The sequence below is a fragment of the Halostagnicola bangensis genome, assembly GCF_054653435.1.
The window spans coordinates 14,429-29,047 of sequence record NZ_BAAIGG010000004.1; the positions used below are offsets into that span (position 1 = coordinate 14,429).

At 59.1% G+C, this 14,619-nt stretch carries 17 protein-coding genes; 10 read left to right on the forward strand and 7 right to left on the reverse strand.

The genetic code is table 11. The features are described from left to right. Position 1 precedes the first annotated feature (1 nt). Genes pstC through phoU form a run of 4 tightly spaced genes read left to right on the forward strand, consistent with a single transcriptional unit; the run spans position 2 to position 3,429 of the window. Positions 2-994, forward strand: coding sequence for a phosphate ABC transporter permease subunit PstC (gene pstC, locus ACYQ14_RS19950; protein WP_459890766.1), 993 nt, complete (start codon positions 2-4; stop codon positions 992-994). After that, positions 991-1,890: a phosphate ABC transporter permease PstA gene (gene pstA / locus ACYQ14_RS19955; RefSeq protein WP_459890767.1), complete on the forward strand. Its 900-nt coding sequence runs from the start codon at positions 991-993 to the stop codon at positions 1,888-1,890. Before pstC ends, pstA begins: the two co-directional genes overlap by 4 nt. A gap of 25 nt (positions 1,891-1,915) precedes the next feature. Next, on the forward strand, positions 1,916-2,752 hold the full coding sequence (gene pstB / locus ACYQ14_RS19960) for a phosphate ABC transporter ATP-binding protein PstB (protein WP_459891459.1): 837 nt from the start codon (positions 1,916-1,918) through the stop codon (positions 2,750-2,752). Between the two features lie 17 nt (positions 2,753-2,769). Beyond that, the gene (gene phoU, locus ACYQ14_RS19965; protein ID WP_459890769.1) at positions 2,770-3,429 is read left to right on the forward strand and encodes a phosphate signaling complex protein PhoU; all 660 of its coding nucleotides are present in this window, start codon (positions 2,770-2,772) and stop codon (positions 3,427-3,429) included. A 78-nt stretch (positions 3,430-3,507) separates the two neighbouring features. On the opposite strand, the gene ACYQ14_RS19970 is transcribed toward phoU, so the two are convergent. Then, the gene (locus ACYQ14_RS19970) at positions 3,508-3,897 is read right to left on the reverse strand and encodes an ArsR/SmtB family transcription factor (protein WP_459890770.1); all 390 of its coding nucleotides are present in this window, start codon (positions 3,895-3,897) and stop codon (positions 3,508-3,510) included. Positions 3,898-4,060: 163 nt separating this feature from the next. On the opposite strand from ACYQ14_RS19970, the gene ACYQ14_RS19975 reads away from it, so the two are divergent. Continuing rightward, the gene (locus ACYQ14_RS19975) at positions 4,061-4,351 is read left to right on the forward strand and encodes a hypothetical protein (RefSeq protein WP_459890771.1); all 291 of its coding nucleotides are present in this window, start codon (positions 4,061-4,063) and stop codon (positions 4,349-4,351) included. A 4-nt stretch (positions 4,352-4,355) separates the two neighbouring features. Here ACYQ14_RS19975 and arsB read toward each other — a convergent pair whose 3' ends face one another. The 6 genes from arsB to ACYQ14_RS20005 all read right to left on the reverse strand — a co-directional run bounded on the left by arsB (position 4,356) and on the right by ACYQ14_RS20005 (position 10,264). Next, on the reverse strand, positions 4,356-5,537 hold the full coding sequence (gene arsB, locus ACYQ14_RS19980) for an ACR3 family arsenite efflux transporter (RefSeq protein ID WP_459890773.1): 1,182 nt from the start codon (positions 5,535-5,537) through the stop codon (positions 4,356-4,358). A gap of 2 nt (positions 5,538-5,539) precedes the next feature. Then, positions 5,540-5,872: a RidA family protein gene (locus ACYQ14_RS19985; RefSeq protein ID WP_459890775.1), complete on the reverse strand. Its 333-nt coding sequence runs from the start codon at positions 5,870-5,872 to the stop codon at positions 5,540-5,542. 259 nt (positions 5,873-6,131) lie between these two features. Continuing rightward, the gene (locus ACYQ14_RS19990; protein ID WP_459890777.1) at positions 6,132-7,151 is read right to left on the reverse strand and encodes an ABC transporter ATP-binding protein; all 1,020 of its coding nucleotides are present in this window, start codon (positions 7,149-7,151) and stop codon (positions 6,132-6,134) included. Between the two features lie 153 nt (positions 7,152-7,304). Then, on the reverse strand, positions 7,305-8,243 hold the full coding sequence (locus ACYQ14_RS19995; protein ID WP_459890779.1) for an ABC transporter permease: 939 nt from the start codon (positions 8,241-8,243) through the stop codon (positions 7,305-7,307). Further along, positions 8,240-9,160, reverse strand: coding sequence for an ABC transporter permease (locus ACYQ14_RS20000; RefSeq protein ID WP_459890781.1), 921 nt, complete (start codon positions 9,158-9,160; stop codon positions 8,240-8,242). The genes ACYQ14_RS19995 and ACYQ14_RS20000 overlap by 4 nt, the downstream gene beginning before the upstream one ends. Positions 9,161-9,181: 21 nt before the next feature. Next, positions 9,182-10,264 carry an extracellular solute-binding protein gene (locus ACYQ14_RS20005; RefSeq protein ID WP_459890783.1) on the reverse strand — a complete coding sequence of 361 codons (1,083 nt, stop codon included), beginning with the start codon at positions 10,262-10,264 and terminating at the stop codon, positions 9,182-9,184. 277 nt (positions 10,265-10,541) lie between these two features. Here ACYQ14_RS20005 and ACYQ14_RS20010 point away from each other — a divergent pair, with 277 nt between their 5' ends. From ACYQ14_RS20010 to phnE (ACYQ14_RS20030), 5 genes are all read left to right on the forward strand, one after another. Then, positions 10,542-10,769, forward strand: a complete 228-nt coding sequence (locus tag ACYQ14_RS20010; protein ID WP_459890785.1) for a DUF7511 domain-containing protein — start codon at positions 10,542-10,544, stop codon at positions 10,767-10,769. A 105-nt stretch (positions 10,770-10,874) separates the two neighbouring features. Further along, on the forward strand, positions 10,875-12,023 hold the full coding sequence (phnD, locus tag ACYQ14_RS20015) for a phosphate/phosphite/phosphonate ABC transporter substrate-binding protein (protein ID WP_459890787.1): 1,149 nt from the start codon (positions 10,875-10,877) through the stop codon (positions 12,021-12,023). 58 nt (positions 12,024-12,081) lie between these two features. Further along, on the forward strand, positions 12,082-12,900 hold the full coding sequence (phnC, locus tag ACYQ14_RS20020) for a phosphonate ABC transporter ATP-binding protein (protein ID WP_459890789.1): 819 nt from the start codon (positions 12,082-12,084) through the stop codon (positions 12,898-12,900). A 74-nt stretch (positions 12,901-12,974) separates the two neighbouring features. Continuing rightward, positions 12,975-13,814: a phosphonate ABC transporter, permease protein PhnE gene (gene phnE / locus ACYQ14_RS20025; protein ID WP_459890791.1), complete on the forward strand. Its 840-nt coding sequence runs from the start codon at positions 12,975-12,977 to the stop codon at positions 13,812-13,814. Next, complete coding sequence (gene phnE / locus ACYQ14_RS20030; protein ID WP_459890793.1) at positions 13,814-14,611, forward strand: phosphonate ABC transporter, permease protein PhnE; 798 nt, start codon at positions 13,814-13,816, stop codon at positions 14,609-14,611. Before phnE (ACYQ14_RS20025) ends, phnE (ACYQ14_RS20030) begins: the two co-directional genes overlap by 1 nt. Positions 14,612-14,619 lie beyond the last annotated feature (8 nt).

Here is a 14,619-nt window from a genome sequence, read left to right on the forward strand (position 1 = left end):
GATGAGCACTCAAACCAACTCCGAACCGGGAATTACCGGCGGCGGCGCACAGGCCGATCAGACGACCAATCGGCGAGTCCGACGAGCCCTGTTCGGGTGTACCATCATCACGGTCCTCACGACCCTCGCGATTTTTTTCGTGTTGATCGATAACGCTGCCAGTTACTTCTTCGGTGCCAAGCTGACGGAGATGTTAATGGGTGCAAGCGGTGAGCAGGCGGTGACATTCACCGAGTTCTTCACTGGGACGCGGTGGGCACCCGACCACGCAACGCCGGCTCACGGCGTGGCCCCGATCGTTTTTGGGACGGTCGCAGTCACGGTCGGTGCAGCGTTCGTCTCGATCCCGATCGGGACGGCGACCGCGATTTACCTCTCGGAGTATGCCTCCGACGGTGTCCGAGCGAAGCTCAAGCCGACGCTAGAAATCTTGGCCGGAATTCCGACGATCGTCTACGGTTACTTCGCGATCGCGTTCGTTAACCCAGTTATTATCGGGCCGATCGCGGACGCACTGTTCGATATTAACGTCGGCCGATACAGTTTGATTTCGGGGATGCTCGTCGTCGGCATCATGACGATTCCGATGGTCTCCTCGATCAGCGAAGACGCCATGTCGGCGGTTCCGGACGACCTCCGAAACGGCGCGTACGCACTCGGTGCGACGAAGTACGATGTATCGACGAAGATCGTGCTACCGGCGTCGATCTCGGGCGTGTTCGCCTCGTACATCCTCGCCGTCTCGCGAGCGATCGGCGAGACGATGGCGGTCTCGCTCGCCGCGGGCTACACCGCGAACATCACCGCCAACCCGTTCGACGAAATCATGACGATGACGGCATACATGGTTCGGATGGCCCGCGGCACTTCGGCGGTCGGAACTGTCGAGTACCAGAGCCTGTTCGCCGTCGGATTCCTGCTGTTCGTTATGACGCTCACGATGAATTTGCTCAACGATTGGTTCAAACGGAGATTCCAGGAGGAGTACCGATGAGCGCCGAGACCGACGACGCCCTGTTCACCGACATCGATCTGGGATGGGAACACCGAAAGAATCGAATCTTTCTCGGCCTCATCTTCGCAGCGTCGATGTTTGGCGTCGTCATGTTGGCGCTACTGTTACTCGACGTTGCTACCGACTTCTATGTCGGGATAACCGAGTACAATATTAGCCTCGTCGAGTTTTTCACGCGGGATGGCTCCCGTCGCGAGGAACTCTCCGGGTTCAGAGGCGCTATCGTCGCATCGATCTTCCTGATGATCCTGACCGCGATACTGTCGTTTTTCGTCGGCGTCGGATCGGCGATCTACCTCGAGGAGTACGCACCGAATAACCGCACCACGCGATTGATCGAGGCCAATCTGGCGAACCTCGCCGGCGTCCCGTCGATCGTCTACGGGCTACTGGCGTTAGCCGCGTTCGTCAACGGAATCGGAATGGGTCCGATCCTGGTCGCTGGTGCGATTGCGCTCGCGTTGCTCGTAATGCCGATCATCATCGTCTCCACACAGGAAGCCCTGCGGGCAGTTCCCGACGGCCTCAGGAACGGCTCGTACGCGACGGGGGCGACGGAGTGGCAGACTATTCGCCGAGTCGTGCTTCCAGCCGCGATACCCGGTATCATGACCGGGACGATTCTGGCACTCGCACGCGCTATCGGCGAAACGGCCCCGCTGATCATGGTGGGAGCGATTTTCGTCAACCGAGTCCCGTTCGGCCCGTTCGATCGCTTCAGTGCGATGCCGACGCAGATCTACAACTGGGCAAACGAACCGAGTCAGCACTTCATCCACCTCGCGGCCGTCGGAATCGTCGTGTTACTCGCGTTCATGTTCGTAATGAACGGGATTGCGGTCTACGTTCGGAACAGATACGAGACGGAGGTATAACATGTCCATAGACCAGGAACAAGACGTGTCAACGGAGTCGGAGGATAGTACGCTCATTACGACGGATATCCAGCCGTCCGAGACCGACCGAGATAGACGTCTCGAGGAGCCCGTCATAACCGCAGATGACCTCGCTGTCTACTACGGCGAGGAACAGGCGCTCGACAACATCGATATCGAGATTCCGGAAAACCGTGTAACGGCGATAATCGGTCCGTCAGGCTGCGGGAAGTCGACGTTCTTGCGATCGATCAACCGAATGAACGATCAGATCGACGCCTGTCGCATCGACGGCGACCTGTCTTTCCACGGCAAGAACGTCTACGACAAGGACGTCGATCCCGTCGCATTGCGACGGAAGATCGGAATGGTGTTCCAGAAGCCAAACCCGTTCCCAAAATCGATCTACGACAACGTCTCCTACGGGCTTCGAGTTCAGGGAATCGACGACGAAATCGACCTTGACGAAGAAGTCGAACGAGCGCTTCGCGGCGCAGCACTTTGGGACGAAGTGAAAGATCAACTCGACTCGAGCGGGCTCGACCTCTCGGGCGGGCAACAGCAACGACTCTGTATCGCCCGAGCGATCGCACCCGACCCGGAAGTCCTCTTGATGGACGAACCGGCCTCGGCGCTGGATCCAGTTGCGACCTCGAAAGTCGAGGATCTCATCGCCGACCTCGCCGAGGAGTACACCGTCGTTATCGTCACCCACAACATGCAACAGGCGGCGCGAATTTCGGACAAGACCGCCGTCTTCCTGACCGGGGGAAACCTCGTCGAGTTCGACGATACGACGAAAATTTTCGAGAATCCAGAGCACGACCGCGTCGAGGATTACATCACCGGCAAGTTCGGCTGATCGAAGACAACACAATCATGTCACGAAACGACTATCAGCAGCAACTCGAGCAGCTCCGAGAAGACGTCCTCGAAATGAGCGACATCGTCTGCGAGCGGCTACGACGAGCGCTCGAGGCACTCGAGCGCAAAGACGAGCAACTCGCCGAGGAGATAATCACGAGCGATCACGAGATCAACGACCTGTATCTCGGACTCGAGCGGGATTGCATCGACCTGCTCGCGCTCCAGCAGCCGGTCGCCGGTGATCTCCGGTTCATCGCCGCGTCGTTCAAGATCATCACGGACCTCGAGCGGATCGGCGACCTCGCCGTCAATCTGGGCGAGTATACGAAACGGGCCGAACGAGACCGGTATCCGGATATCGACATCGCGTATATCGGCGGCGAAACCGTCGAGATGGTCGAAGCGGCGATGGCGGCGTACGCGACCGACGACGCCGCGGCGACGGGAGAAATCGCCGGAGCGGACGACGAAATCGATGCGCTCTGTGAACGTGCCAGCGAAGTCGTCGTTCAGGATCTGCTCGAGACGGAGGCGGGAAGCCAGGCGAACCTCGACGACGTTTCTCGAATGTTACTGACCGTTCGCGACCTCGAGCGGGTAGGCGATCATGCCGTGAATATCGCCGCACGGACGCTGTACATGGTCGAAAACGACGACGAGTTGATCTACTGAACGAGCGCGGCCAAAGCCCTCAACTGGATGAAGCCGCATCGTAACCGGAACACGCCGAAATCGCGAGCCGAACCAGAATTACCGCGAACCGTCGAGGACGGTAAGAAGAGCGTTCGCCCGACTCGTCGCTCGATACTTTCGCCACCGTCCGTCTTTTCGCTTCGTCACCAGGTCGGCAGCCACGAGGTTTGAAAGCGCGTGGCTTACGGCACTGTCGCTTACGTCGACGAGTGGGGTAATCTCACAGACACATAACTCGTCATCTGCTTCAACGAGCAACCGAACGAGTCGATACCTCGTCTCGTTTCCGAGCGCCGACAGCGTCCGAACGTCATCCGAAACGACGTCCGCATCGACCATCGCTTCGAGATCGTCGAGTTCCGCGAGCCGTTCCTGAAGCTCCTCGTTTCGGCATTCGCCGAGTTCGTCCTCGAGATAGCGACGAAGTCGATCGGCTGTTTCTGACACGGACGGATACTTGTGTGTTCTTTCAAATAAGCGTTCCGTCGATAACTCCGCCGGTCAGCTCAAACAATTGGATTTCCCGACCGTCCCGGCAATACCCGCTACGGATGTAACGGTATTCAGCACACGATACGCCTCAGTCGATCGCCGGCACAACCTCGCCCTCGTGAAATCCGACGAATTCGCCCTGGTTCGGCCCGATCTGGTGGATAGCGATCTGATCGAAGCCGGCGTCGACGTACTCCTGAACCGGCTTGACGTGCTCGTCTGGATCCGAGCCACAGACGACCAGTTCCGAGACGTCCTCCTTGGTGACGACTTATGTCGCCTGCTCGAGGTGGGCGGGCGTCGAACACGTCTACAGAAACTCGCCGGGGAGTGGTCGATACCGCGCCTGACGGAAACGGAGTTGGACCGCTCCCGTCGGTCGGGACCAGCGAAATGTCGGGCGACATAGGTGGTTAGTCGTCGTTTGCCTGTGAAGGAGTCACGTCATCGTCCGCGGGTTTCACGCGCTCGAGTTGACCGGTTTCGTACCCAGCCCAGTCGAATTTGTGCTGGAAATAGATGGCGACGTTGACGAGCGCCAGCAGGACCGGGACCTCGATCAGCGGCCCGACAACGGTCGCGAACGCAACGCCGGAGCCAACGCCGAAGACGGCGACCGCAACGGCGATGGCGAGTTCGAAGTTGTTCGAGGCGGCGGTAAACCCGATCGCGGTCGTCGTCGAGTAGTCCGCTCCGATTCCCCGCCCCATCACGAAGCTCACGAGAAACATGACAACGAAGTAGATAGTCAGCGGGACCGCGATCCACAGCACGTCGGTCGGCTGAGCGATGATGGTGTCACCCTGCGTGGCGAACATCACGATCACCGTAAACAACAGCGCGAGGAGCGTCACAGGACTGACCATCGGAACGAACTGCTCATCGTACCACTCCGTTCCTTTGGATCGGACGCCACCGAAGCGGGTGATAATTCCACCGGCGAAGGGAATGCCGAGGAAAATCGCGATCGCCCAGAACACCTGCTCGATCGTGATGTCGAACGTACCGATGCCTGCGACCAGGGCATCCATCCCCAAGAGCGGCGGGAGGAACAGCGCGAAGAACCAGATGTACACCCCGTAGGTGAAGATCTGGAAGACGCTGTTAAATGCGACCAGTCCGGCCGCGTACTCGCTCGAGCCGTCGGCGAGGTCGTTCCAGACCAGCACCATGGCGATACAGCGTGCCATACCGATGAAGATCAGTCCGAGGAAGTATTCGGGATGGGCCGGAAACGGTGGGACGAGTCCGCTAAAGAAGACTACCGCCAGAATAAACATCAGTGTCGGTCCGATGAGCCAGTTTTGGATGAGACTGAGGCTAAGGACCCGCCACGCGCTGAATACCCGCGGTAACTGTCCATAATTGACCTTCGCCAGCGGCGGGTACATCATCGCAATCAACCCGATTTCGACGAGGTAGTAGTCCTGAATCGGCTCAACCACACCGGGGGCGACAACCCCGATACCGACGCCGATCCCCATCGCGAGGAAAATCCAGACGGTGAGATACTTGTCGAGAACGTCCATCGACCGCGGATCACCGCAGTCCGGACAGCCGCAGTCTGGTCCGTGCTCGTGCTCGAGCTCACTCATCGTTATTCCTCCACGGCGATGACGTCAAACTGCACGGACGCATCGGCCGGAAGCGAACAAACGCCAATCGTCGTCCGGGGTGGATACTCGCCATCGAACCGGTCGCTATATACGTCGTCAACCGCGTCTCGGTTCGCTGGATCAGTCAAGTGAACGGTCAGTTTCAGCACATCGCCCAAATCCAGTCCCCGTGTGGCCAGGATCGCCTCGAGTTTCTCGAAGCAGTTCGAGGTTTGCTCTTCGATTGAAAGCTTGTTCAATGTACTAGCGTCATTTCCTGGGAGAATTCCCTCGAGGAAGACGAGATCAGAGGCTCCGATTCGGTTGCCTGCCACACCAACATGCTTCGTTGACTCTCGTTGTCGCGAGCTGGTACTACTCAATCGCTCGATCTGGCTCGATTGATCGTTAATCGACTGGGGCATAGTTCATCTGAATAGATGCTCAATTATAAATGTGGCTATCGACTGTCCCGCCACAGTATATTCTTTAGTTCCAGATCAGACGGGGCGAATACAGGGTGGGACCGACGGGGGTAGTAGCTTGAGCTGTCAAAGGGTGAGCAAAAGGCGTGCTCGTGCGACTTCTCGAGCGTTACTCGAGGACGTGGATCCGATCTACCTCGAGATCGAGCGAGATCGGATCCCCAACGGTCACCCCGCGTGCGGTTCGATCGAGACCGACGGTCACGGACTCGCCATCGGGAAGTTCGGCGCGAATACGCACGCCGTCGCCGAGATAAAACCTATCTCGGACGATCGCATCGATCGGTCCCGCTCCAAGAGTCAGATCGTCCGGACGAACGACGGCCGTGCCGTCCGTCGTCTCGGTGAGCCCGTTCGACTCGAACGTCGCAAATCCCAGGTCGAGTCGTCCATTTTCGACGGTCGCGGGAAGGACGTTCGAGGTGCCGACGAAATCGGCGACGAACCGGTTTGCCGGCCGCTCGTAGATCTCGGTCGGCCGACCGATCTGCTCGAGGGAACCGTCGTTCAACACGGCGATCCGGTCGCACATGACCATCGCCTCTTCCTGATCGTGCGTGACGTACAGGGCAGTCACGTTGAGGTCCTCGAGCAGGGCACTCAACTCGGTACGAAGTCGTTCCTTGAGCGACGCGTCGAGCCCTGTCATCGGCTCATCTAACAACAGGACATTCGGTTCGATCGCAAGGGCACGGGCGAGTCCGACGCGCTGTTGTTGACCGCCAGAGAGAGTTTCTGGTCGGCGGCCGGCGAGTTCGTCGATGTCGAGCATCGCCAGGAGTTTCCGCGCACGGTTCCGACGTTCCGCTTTGTCGATACCCTGCATCTTCGGACCGAACGCCACGTTCTCGAGGACGGTCATGTTGTCGAACAGCGCGTAGGACTGGAATACGAGGCCGACGTTTCGACGTTCCGGCGGCACGTGAGTGACGTCCTCATCGTCGAAGATCACCTTCCCCTCGGTCGGCGTCTCGAAGCCGGCGAGGGTTCGAAGCGTCGTCGTCTTTCCGCATCCCGAGGGTCCGACGACGCCGAGAACCTCACCGTCTCGAATCGTGAGATCAATCTCGTCGACGGCGAGTTCCGCATCGAATCGCTTCGTCACTCCCTCGAGGCGCACCTCAGCCATCGAAACTCACCACCCACGGAGAGGCGTCCGTGTCGACGGGCTCGTCGGAATCAGCCTCATTACGGTTCGATTCCCTTCGATCCGCATCGGTACGATTCTCCTCATTCGGATTTCTATCGGTGCGATTCGTCGATTGGTCTCGGGTTCTGAAAGTCATGAATTACCTGTCGTAAAACCGCGATTCCCGGCGGACTGCAACACGAGGATAGCACAGACGACGATGAGGAAGTACACCGAGATCGCCGCCGCCGACTGCAAGAACGGCGCGTTGTTAATGTTCTCGAACAGAAACAGCGAGAACGGCCGAGGCCCCCTCGCATACACCATGTAGGTGAAGTTGAACTCGGCGGCCGCGAGCGTCCACGTAATGATCGACCCCGCAACGATCCCGTCTTTTGCGTTCGGCAGTATCACGGTTAGAAACGTCCGCGGCCACGATGCACCGAGCGACCGTGCGCTCTCCTCGATCCGCTGTAGGTCCATCGACTGGAACGAACTCTGGATGGTTAGTACCATGTACGGCGACTTCAACAGGGCGTACCCAACCACGAGGCCCAGCGCCGAACTCGCGTTTTCGGGGTACGCACGAAGGAAGGCGATTCCGAGGACAATCCCCGGAACCAGCGGAAGGATGGCAAGCGCATTGAGCCAGTCGCGTGCGAAAAAGTCGTACCGAGTCAGTGCGTACGCGATCGGAACGCCGACGAGGAGATTCACCACCATCCCCCCGGTCGCCAGCATCACGCTGAACGCGAGCGATCGACCGACAGTCGTCTGGACGCCATACTCTGCGTATCCCAGCACAGCGCGCCAGTTCTCGAGTGTCGCGAACCCGCTCGGGAACACCCCTTCGGCTGAAGAAGCGAACGACGCCACGAACGTATACACTATCGGAATCGCGAGAAACGCCAGAAACAGGGAAACGACGACGGTGACGATCGACCGACCAATCGTTGCGCTCTCGATCAGTTCAGCGAATCTGGATCGCGGTTGAACGACACCCCCTCCTCGCTGTCGGGATGAGGATCCGGAACTGGTCGCTCTACCATCAGAATCGGCGTCTCTCCCCGAGCGGTCGAGTGTGTCGGTCATATTTTCACCACGTTCGAATCTATGTACCGCAGACCCGCGAACGTGAACGTCAGGATGAACAGAAAGTAAACGACACCGATCGCGCCGGCGAGTTGACTGTCGAAGCCGACCGAGATTTCGTAGTTTATCCGGACGGTTGCGACGGTGAGCCCGCCCAGAACCAGCACCGTTCCGAAGATGACGAGCGCCGATCTGAACGTCAGGATGATCGCCGCGACGATTCCCGGTCTAAGCTGGGGGAGCGTGACGTAGTAGAACGTCTCGAGCGGTCCGGCGCCGAGGGCCCGTGCGGCTTCCTCGGCGTCGGTATTGAGCTCCGCGAAGGTTCCGCGAAGAACCATCGTCGAGCGGGGAACCAGCGAATAAACGTAGCCGACGAACAGCCCGGTTACGGTGGTCGCAGTCGCCAGGTCGATCGCACTCCGTCCGGTAAACGTTGCCACGACGTTCGTCAATAGTCCCTGCCGACCGAGTAGTGTCACAATCATAAAAGCGACGACGATCCCCGGAAGCGCAATCGGGAACGAAAGTACCGCAACGAGGGCGTTCTCGAACGGAAGCGAGTACTTCTCGAGCGCGTGGGAAATCGCGATCCCCAGAAGGACGCTGACGACGGTCGTCAGCGCCGCGAACCAGAGCGTATTCCACGCGACGGTTAGGTAGGTGGAGTCGGTCGCGAGCGTTCGCCAGGCCTCGAGACTGAATCCAGCGTTCTCGTACGGTTCAGCGGAGACGCTCATGCGGATCATAACGAGTAGCGGAACGAACGCGGCGAACGTCGCCAACACCAAAAACGGGAGACACATGATGGCGATCCGCCGTCGTTCGCGTTCGCGCTCCGTCGACGGGGCCGCGAGGGCCATCGCGACCGCTTTCGTGGACGCACGGTACCGACTCAGGCTCGTTGTAATAGACATCCCTGGACTGAAATGAGTCACTTACGCCGCTCCGGGGAGCGGCGTCCGTTCGGTTATCTCGTCCATCAGTTCCTCCTGGCGCTCGAGAAGGTCCTGCTGATCGAGTCGAAACTGGGTCTCCTCGTAGCGCGAATCCTCGGGGAACCCCTCGGGCTCCTCGAGGACGTCGGCCCGAACCGGGCGAACGTACGCGTCGTAGAACAGCTGCTGGCCCTCGTCGGAGAGACAGTAGTCCATGAACAGTTTGGCTGCGTCCGTGTCCTTGCCGCCCTCGAGTAAGCCGAATCCGTAGGGCATCGCGGACACGCCCGGTCCGCCGTCTGGCCCGGTCATCAGCGCGACATCGACCTGATCTTCGTTTAGCTCGTCGACGTTATACTTGAGGTTGAGCCCCGAGTAATCCGTCTCGACGACGGTCGAAATTTCTCCGGACGTGAAGTCGGCGTCGATATTTCGCCGGAAGTCCGCACCGTGAGATTCGATCTCCTCGTGGTAGTCGATAACCGGATCCACGTCGCCGAGCGAGCCGCCATAGGCTTCGTTCACCGAAAGGGCGGCGTTGAGTCCGTTTGCCGTGTGCGGCGGCGTGAACGCGAGATCCTGAGCCAGGTCGGGATGTTTCAGATCCTCCCACGTTTCTGGTTCGTCGAGACCACGCTCTTCGTACACGTCGGTCCGGTACGTCACCGCCGTCGTCATCTCCCGTGTCGCCGTCACGCGGCCGTCGTCGGTCTTGAACTCGTTGGGAACGTCGTCCCAGTGTTGCGGTCTGTACTCAGCGAGAAAGTCGTCTTCCCAGGCCTCGAGCGCGAACGAGTAGCCGCCGTTGAACGCTCCGTGACTTGGATTCTGTGCGTTCGACCGCATGTGCGTCAGCGCCTCGCCGGAGGATCGCTGATCGTCGTTGAGAGAAACGCCGTACTCTTCCTCGAAGGCCTCCATGATCCCGCCCCACCCCGACCAGCCCGTCTGGACGCAGTAAACGTACAGCGTGTCCGGAAACGTCCCGCTGTTGACTGTCGTTTTGGAGTCCCCGTGGCCCACCTCGTGCTCCGTTCCATCCTCGGCACCGTCGTCCCCCGATAAACAACCAGCGAGTGTCATTCCAGCGACCGTTCCGCTGCCGATGAGTATCCCTCGTCTCGAGCGTGTCGTACTTTCTAACCGTTGTCGCATCATCGGAACCTGCTCACATCACGTATTAGTTAATTTATAATATACATACTGACGTGAAAGTTCGATATGGAGGAATATTGATCGCTATATTTCGCGATTGACGATGAATACGTCCCATTGAGAAACGGTCCATACCACTCAATAGAACAACTAGAAGCGGCTATGTACTGCTCCATGGTGTTCGAACGTACTCAGGTAATAATCCATGAACGGCTCCTCGAGCGGATACGACACAGATAGCGTTCGCGAGCGGTTGACCAGAGCCTCCCGGTATTCGGTCCGATCAATCGATCTCGACGCGATCGTTGTTCGATACGAGGACCAACCGGATCGGTGTACGGTCGCTCCGAGGGAGTGTTCCGAAAGCGAACGGCTTACCACGTGGCTCTCCGCAGACCTGGACCTCTTCGTCGATCTCGAAGAGACACGATAACGCCGATCAAGAGAGATCCGAACGGAGTACTATATACTGCCATTTTCACCAATATATTGATATTAGCATCGCTTTTATCAATTCTCTTGGTTGGTTCAGATGACGATGTCCGACGAAATCGGAGCAAACGATGGTGTGGATGGATCACGGCGGAAGCCAACCTGCTGTCGCGTCTGTCGGCGGACGCTCCTGGCGGGTGCCGGTGGGGCGGTGACAGGGGCATTTGCCGGCTGCTTGAGCGATAGTGACGACGACATTCCGGACGATGTCGACGAAGACTTCCCGGAGTGGGATCCGGAGAATCCGGAATTCCCACAGCGGATGTCCACGCTGATGGACTACGACAACGGCTCGATTGAGGATATCGAGGCCTTCGAGGAGCGGGATGAACCCGTCTACGGCGATCCGGTTCGGGATCCGCCCTCGGACGAGAGCGAAATAATCGATCCGGACCCGCTCTTGTTCGCGATGACGCCGACGGAAGATCCGGCACAGTACGAAGGGGTCTTCGACCCGATCATGGAAAACATCGAGGAAGAAACCGGCCGGAGCGTCGAGACCAACATGGTCGAAAACTACGCCGCACAGGTCGAAGCGATGCGGAGCGAACAGCTTCACATCGCCGGCTTCTCGACCGGCCCGCTTCCGTTCGCCGTCAACCTCGCGGGCGCGGTTCCGTTCGGCATCCAGGTCTCCGAAGACGACGCGGGCTATTTCCTGTGGGCGATCACCCACATGAGCAACACCGATATCGACTCCGTGGCGGACTTCGCCGGCCGTGACGGCGCACACGGCGACCAGTCCTCGAACTCCGGCAACCTCATGCCGCGAGCCATTTTCGACGACCAGTTCGGCGTCGAACCCGGCGAGGATTACGACGTCGAGCACATCGGGAGCCACGAAAACCTCGTCCTCTCGATCTACAACCAGGATCACGAAGTCGCGCCGGTCTGTAGCTACTGCGTGACTCGAGTCGCCGAACGGGGCGACATCGATCCCGAGCACATCAAAGTCGTCTGGCAGAGCGAACCGATCGTCACGACCGGATTCTCGTACCTGTACAATCTCCCGTCGGACGTTCAGGAGGGCATCGAACGGGCGTTCCTCGAGTACGATTACTCCGACACCGAACTTGCCGAGGAGTTCGACGGACGCGGACAGTTCACGGAGATCGATTACGCGACGCACTGGCATGACATCCTCGTTACCCACGAGGCGAACGATGTCGACCTGACCGATCCGAGCGACATCTAAGGACGGCTGTCTCAATCTACTCTCACAAAATCGCGCGAAGACGGTCCACGAATACGTTATGCTCACCATCACAGACCTACGAAAAGTGTATCCGACGGGAGACGAGGCGCTGAAGGGTGTTTCGATGACGGTATCGGGCGACGAAGTCGTCTCCGTCATCGGCCCGAGCGGCGCGGGAAAGAGTACCCTGATCAGCTGTATAAATCGCCTTACGGAACCGACCGACGGATCGATCGTCCTCGATCACACCGAGGTCACGTCGCTATCGAAGCGGGAGCTGCGACGGACTCGTCGAGAGATGGGGATGATCTTCCAGGAGTTCAACCTGATCGAACGGCTCACCGTCATGGAAAACGTGCTTTCAGGCCGCCTCGGCTATATGAGCAACTGGAAGGCGTTTCGTCGACAGTTCGACCCAGAGGACATCAGCAAAGCCTACGAAATCCTTGCTCGAGTCGGTCTCGAGGACGTCGAGGACAAACGAGTCGACGAACTCTCGGGCGGTCAGCGACAACGGGTCGGCATCGCACGCGCAGTTCTCCAGCGACCGAAAATACTCCTCGTCGACGAGCCGACGAGTTCGCTGGATCCTGAAACCTCAGCAGCCGTCATGGAACTGCTGACCGAAATCGCGCGCGAGGAGGAGATTCCGGTCGTCATCAACATCCACGAAGTCGACCTTGCCCTCGAGTACGCAGACCGAGTCGTCGGGCTGACCGACGGCCGGATCGTCTTCGACGGACCGCCCGAGGAACTCGACGCCGGCGCTCGAGACACGATCTACCGAGGTGGGAAGTCCCGGGAGCGAGCGTCCCCGAACGAGCGAGGCTCCACGGCGACGGAGTCGGTCGAACTCGAAACGGAGGGTTCGTTCTGAAATGCGGGACGGGATACCGCTAAAACAGGATAGAATACCACAGATTCGGGTTGAGATACCGCTCGGTGAGAGAGATGAGTAGTCCCGAATCGCGGGCGAACGAGCAACCGGCCACCGAGGACGCTCCCGGCTCCTGGACCCGCCCGACCGTCTTCTACAACAGGGAGACGAAATACATCGTCTACGGCGCTGTCCTCCTGTTCGTCCTGTGGAGTGCGTGGGAGCTTCGGCCTGCACCCGCTCGAGTGATCAGCGGGGCGGAAGCCGCACAGGGGCTGTTGGCAACGATGTTTCCGCCGGATTTCACCCCCGAAGCCCGCCGGCGGATCTGGGACGGGATGATAGAGAGTATCGCGATGTCGATCGTTGCGACGATAATCGGCGTTACGGTCAGCGTTCCGATCGCCGTGATGGCGGCCGAAAACCTGGTTCCGCGGCCCGTGTACTATGTCGGACGGGCGATCGTTTCGATTTCGCGTTCGCTTCACGAGCTGGTGCTTGCGATCGTTGCGGTCGTCGCCGTCGGCCTCGGACCGCTAGCGGGGGTAATCGCACTCGTGATCGCGACTCCGGGGTTCTACGCCAAGCTCCTCGCAGAAGAGTTAGAAGACATCGACGAAGGACAGGCCGATGCGATCCGGGCAGTCGGCGGAAGCCAACTGCAGGTTCTTGTCTACGGCGTCGCCCCGCAGGTGATCCCACGAATGGTCGGACTGGCGATCTACCGCTGGGACATCAACATCCGCGCCAGCACGATCGTCGGAATCGTCGGTGCCGGCGGGATCGGCGTGACGTTGCTCAACTCCTTCGATCGATACGAGTACGATTTCAGCTTCGCGATCGTGCTCGCTATTATCACCGTCGTGATGATCGGCGAGATACTGAGTGCGCTTATCCGACGGAGGGTCCAGTAATGTCACACGGCTCGCGAACCACCTGGAGTAAGTACGATACGAAGGCGAGAGTACTGCATTCTCTCGCCGTCGTAGGAGTGGTTGTCAGTGCATTACTCTCGTGGTGGGCATTGGATATCCGGTACAGCTTCGTTATGAACGCGCCGAGAAACCTGAGCGACTTGCTGGGTAGAATGTACCCGCCGAACCTCTCCTACGGCCTCGATATCGTGCCGCCGCTGATCGAAACGATCAACATCGCGATCCTTGGCACGGGACTCGCGATTCTGATCTCGATTCCGATCGCCTACCTCGGTGCCGAAAACACGACACCGAACGCGGCCACCTACGCTGTCGGCAAATTCCTCATCGTCGCGACAAGGTCGGTTAACGTGATAATCTGGGCGCTTTTGTTCATCATCATCTTCGGGACCGGCGCGCTGGCCGGCGTCCTCGCGGTCGCGTTCCGATCGATCGGCTTCGTTTCCAAATTACTCGCCGAAGGAATCGAAGAGATCGATCCGGGACAGGTAGAGGCGATTCGCGCAATGGGCGGGTCACCCTTCGACGTCGTCGTCTACGGAATCGTCCCACAGATAAAACCGACGTTCGTCAGCGTCGGGACCTACCGCTGGGACATCAACGTCCGCGAAGCGACGATAATCGGGTTCGTCGGAGCCGGCGGAATCGGTGCCTCCCTCGACGCATCGATAGACTTCTTCCAGTGGTCGAACGTGCTGACAATCCTGATCGCGATGCTCGGGATCGTGATCGCGAGTGAGGGTGTCTCTGCGTATCTCCGAGCGAAGATTCGATAGTAACTGAG

Bases quoted from the DNA above. Each gene is read 5' to 3' on its own strand.
- pstC (WP_459890766.1), top strand. From the start codon at position 2: ATGAGCACTCAAACCAACTCCGAACCGGGAATTACCGGCGGCGGCGCA.
- pstA (WP_459890767.1), top strand. From the start codon at position 991: ATGAGCGCCGAGACCGACGACGCCCTGTTCACCGACATCGATCTGGGA.
- phoU (WP_459890769.1), top strand. From the start codon at position 2,770: ATGTCACGAAACGACTATCAGCAGCAACTCGAGCAGCTCCGAGAAGAC.
- arsB (WP_459890773.1), bottom strand. From the start codon at position 5,537: ATGAGTGAGCTCGAGCACGAGCACGGACCAGACTGCGGCTGTCCGGAC.
- ACYQ14_RS19990 (WP_459890777.1), bottom strand. From the start codon at position 7,151: ATGGCTGAGGTGCGCCTCGAGGGAGTGACGAAGCGATTCGATGCGGAA.
- ACYQ14_RS19995 (WP_459890779.1), bottom strand. From the start codon at position 8,243: ATGACCGACACACTCGACCGCTCGGGGAGAGACGCCGATTCTGATGGT.
- ACYQ14_RS20000 (WP_459890781.1), bottom strand. From the start codon at position 9,160: ATGTCTATTACAACGAGCCTGAGTCGGTACCGTGCGTCCACGAAAGCG.
- ACYQ14_RS20005 (WP_459890783.1), bottom strand. From the start codon at position 10,264: ATGACACTCGCTGGTTGTTTATCGGGGGACGACGGTGCCGAGGATGGA.
- ACYQ14_RS20010 (WP_459890785.1), top strand. From the start codon at position 10,542: ATGAACGGCTCCTCGAGCGGATACGACACAGATAGCGTTCGCGAGCGG.
- phnD (WP_459890787.1), top strand. From the start codon at position 10,875: ATGTCCGACGAAATCGGAGCAAACGATGGTGTGGATGGATCACGGCGG.
- phnC (WP_459890789.1), top strand. From the start codon at position 12,082: ATGCTCACCATCACAGACCTACGAAAAGTGTATCCGACGGGAGACGAG.
- phnE (WP_459890791.1), top strand. From the start codon at position 12,975: ATGAGTAGTCCCGAATCGCGGGCGAACGAGCAACCGGCCACCGAGGAC.
- phnE (WP_459890793.1), top strand. From the start codon at position 13,814: ATGTCACACGGCTCGCGAACCACCTGGAGTAAGTACGATACGAAGGCG.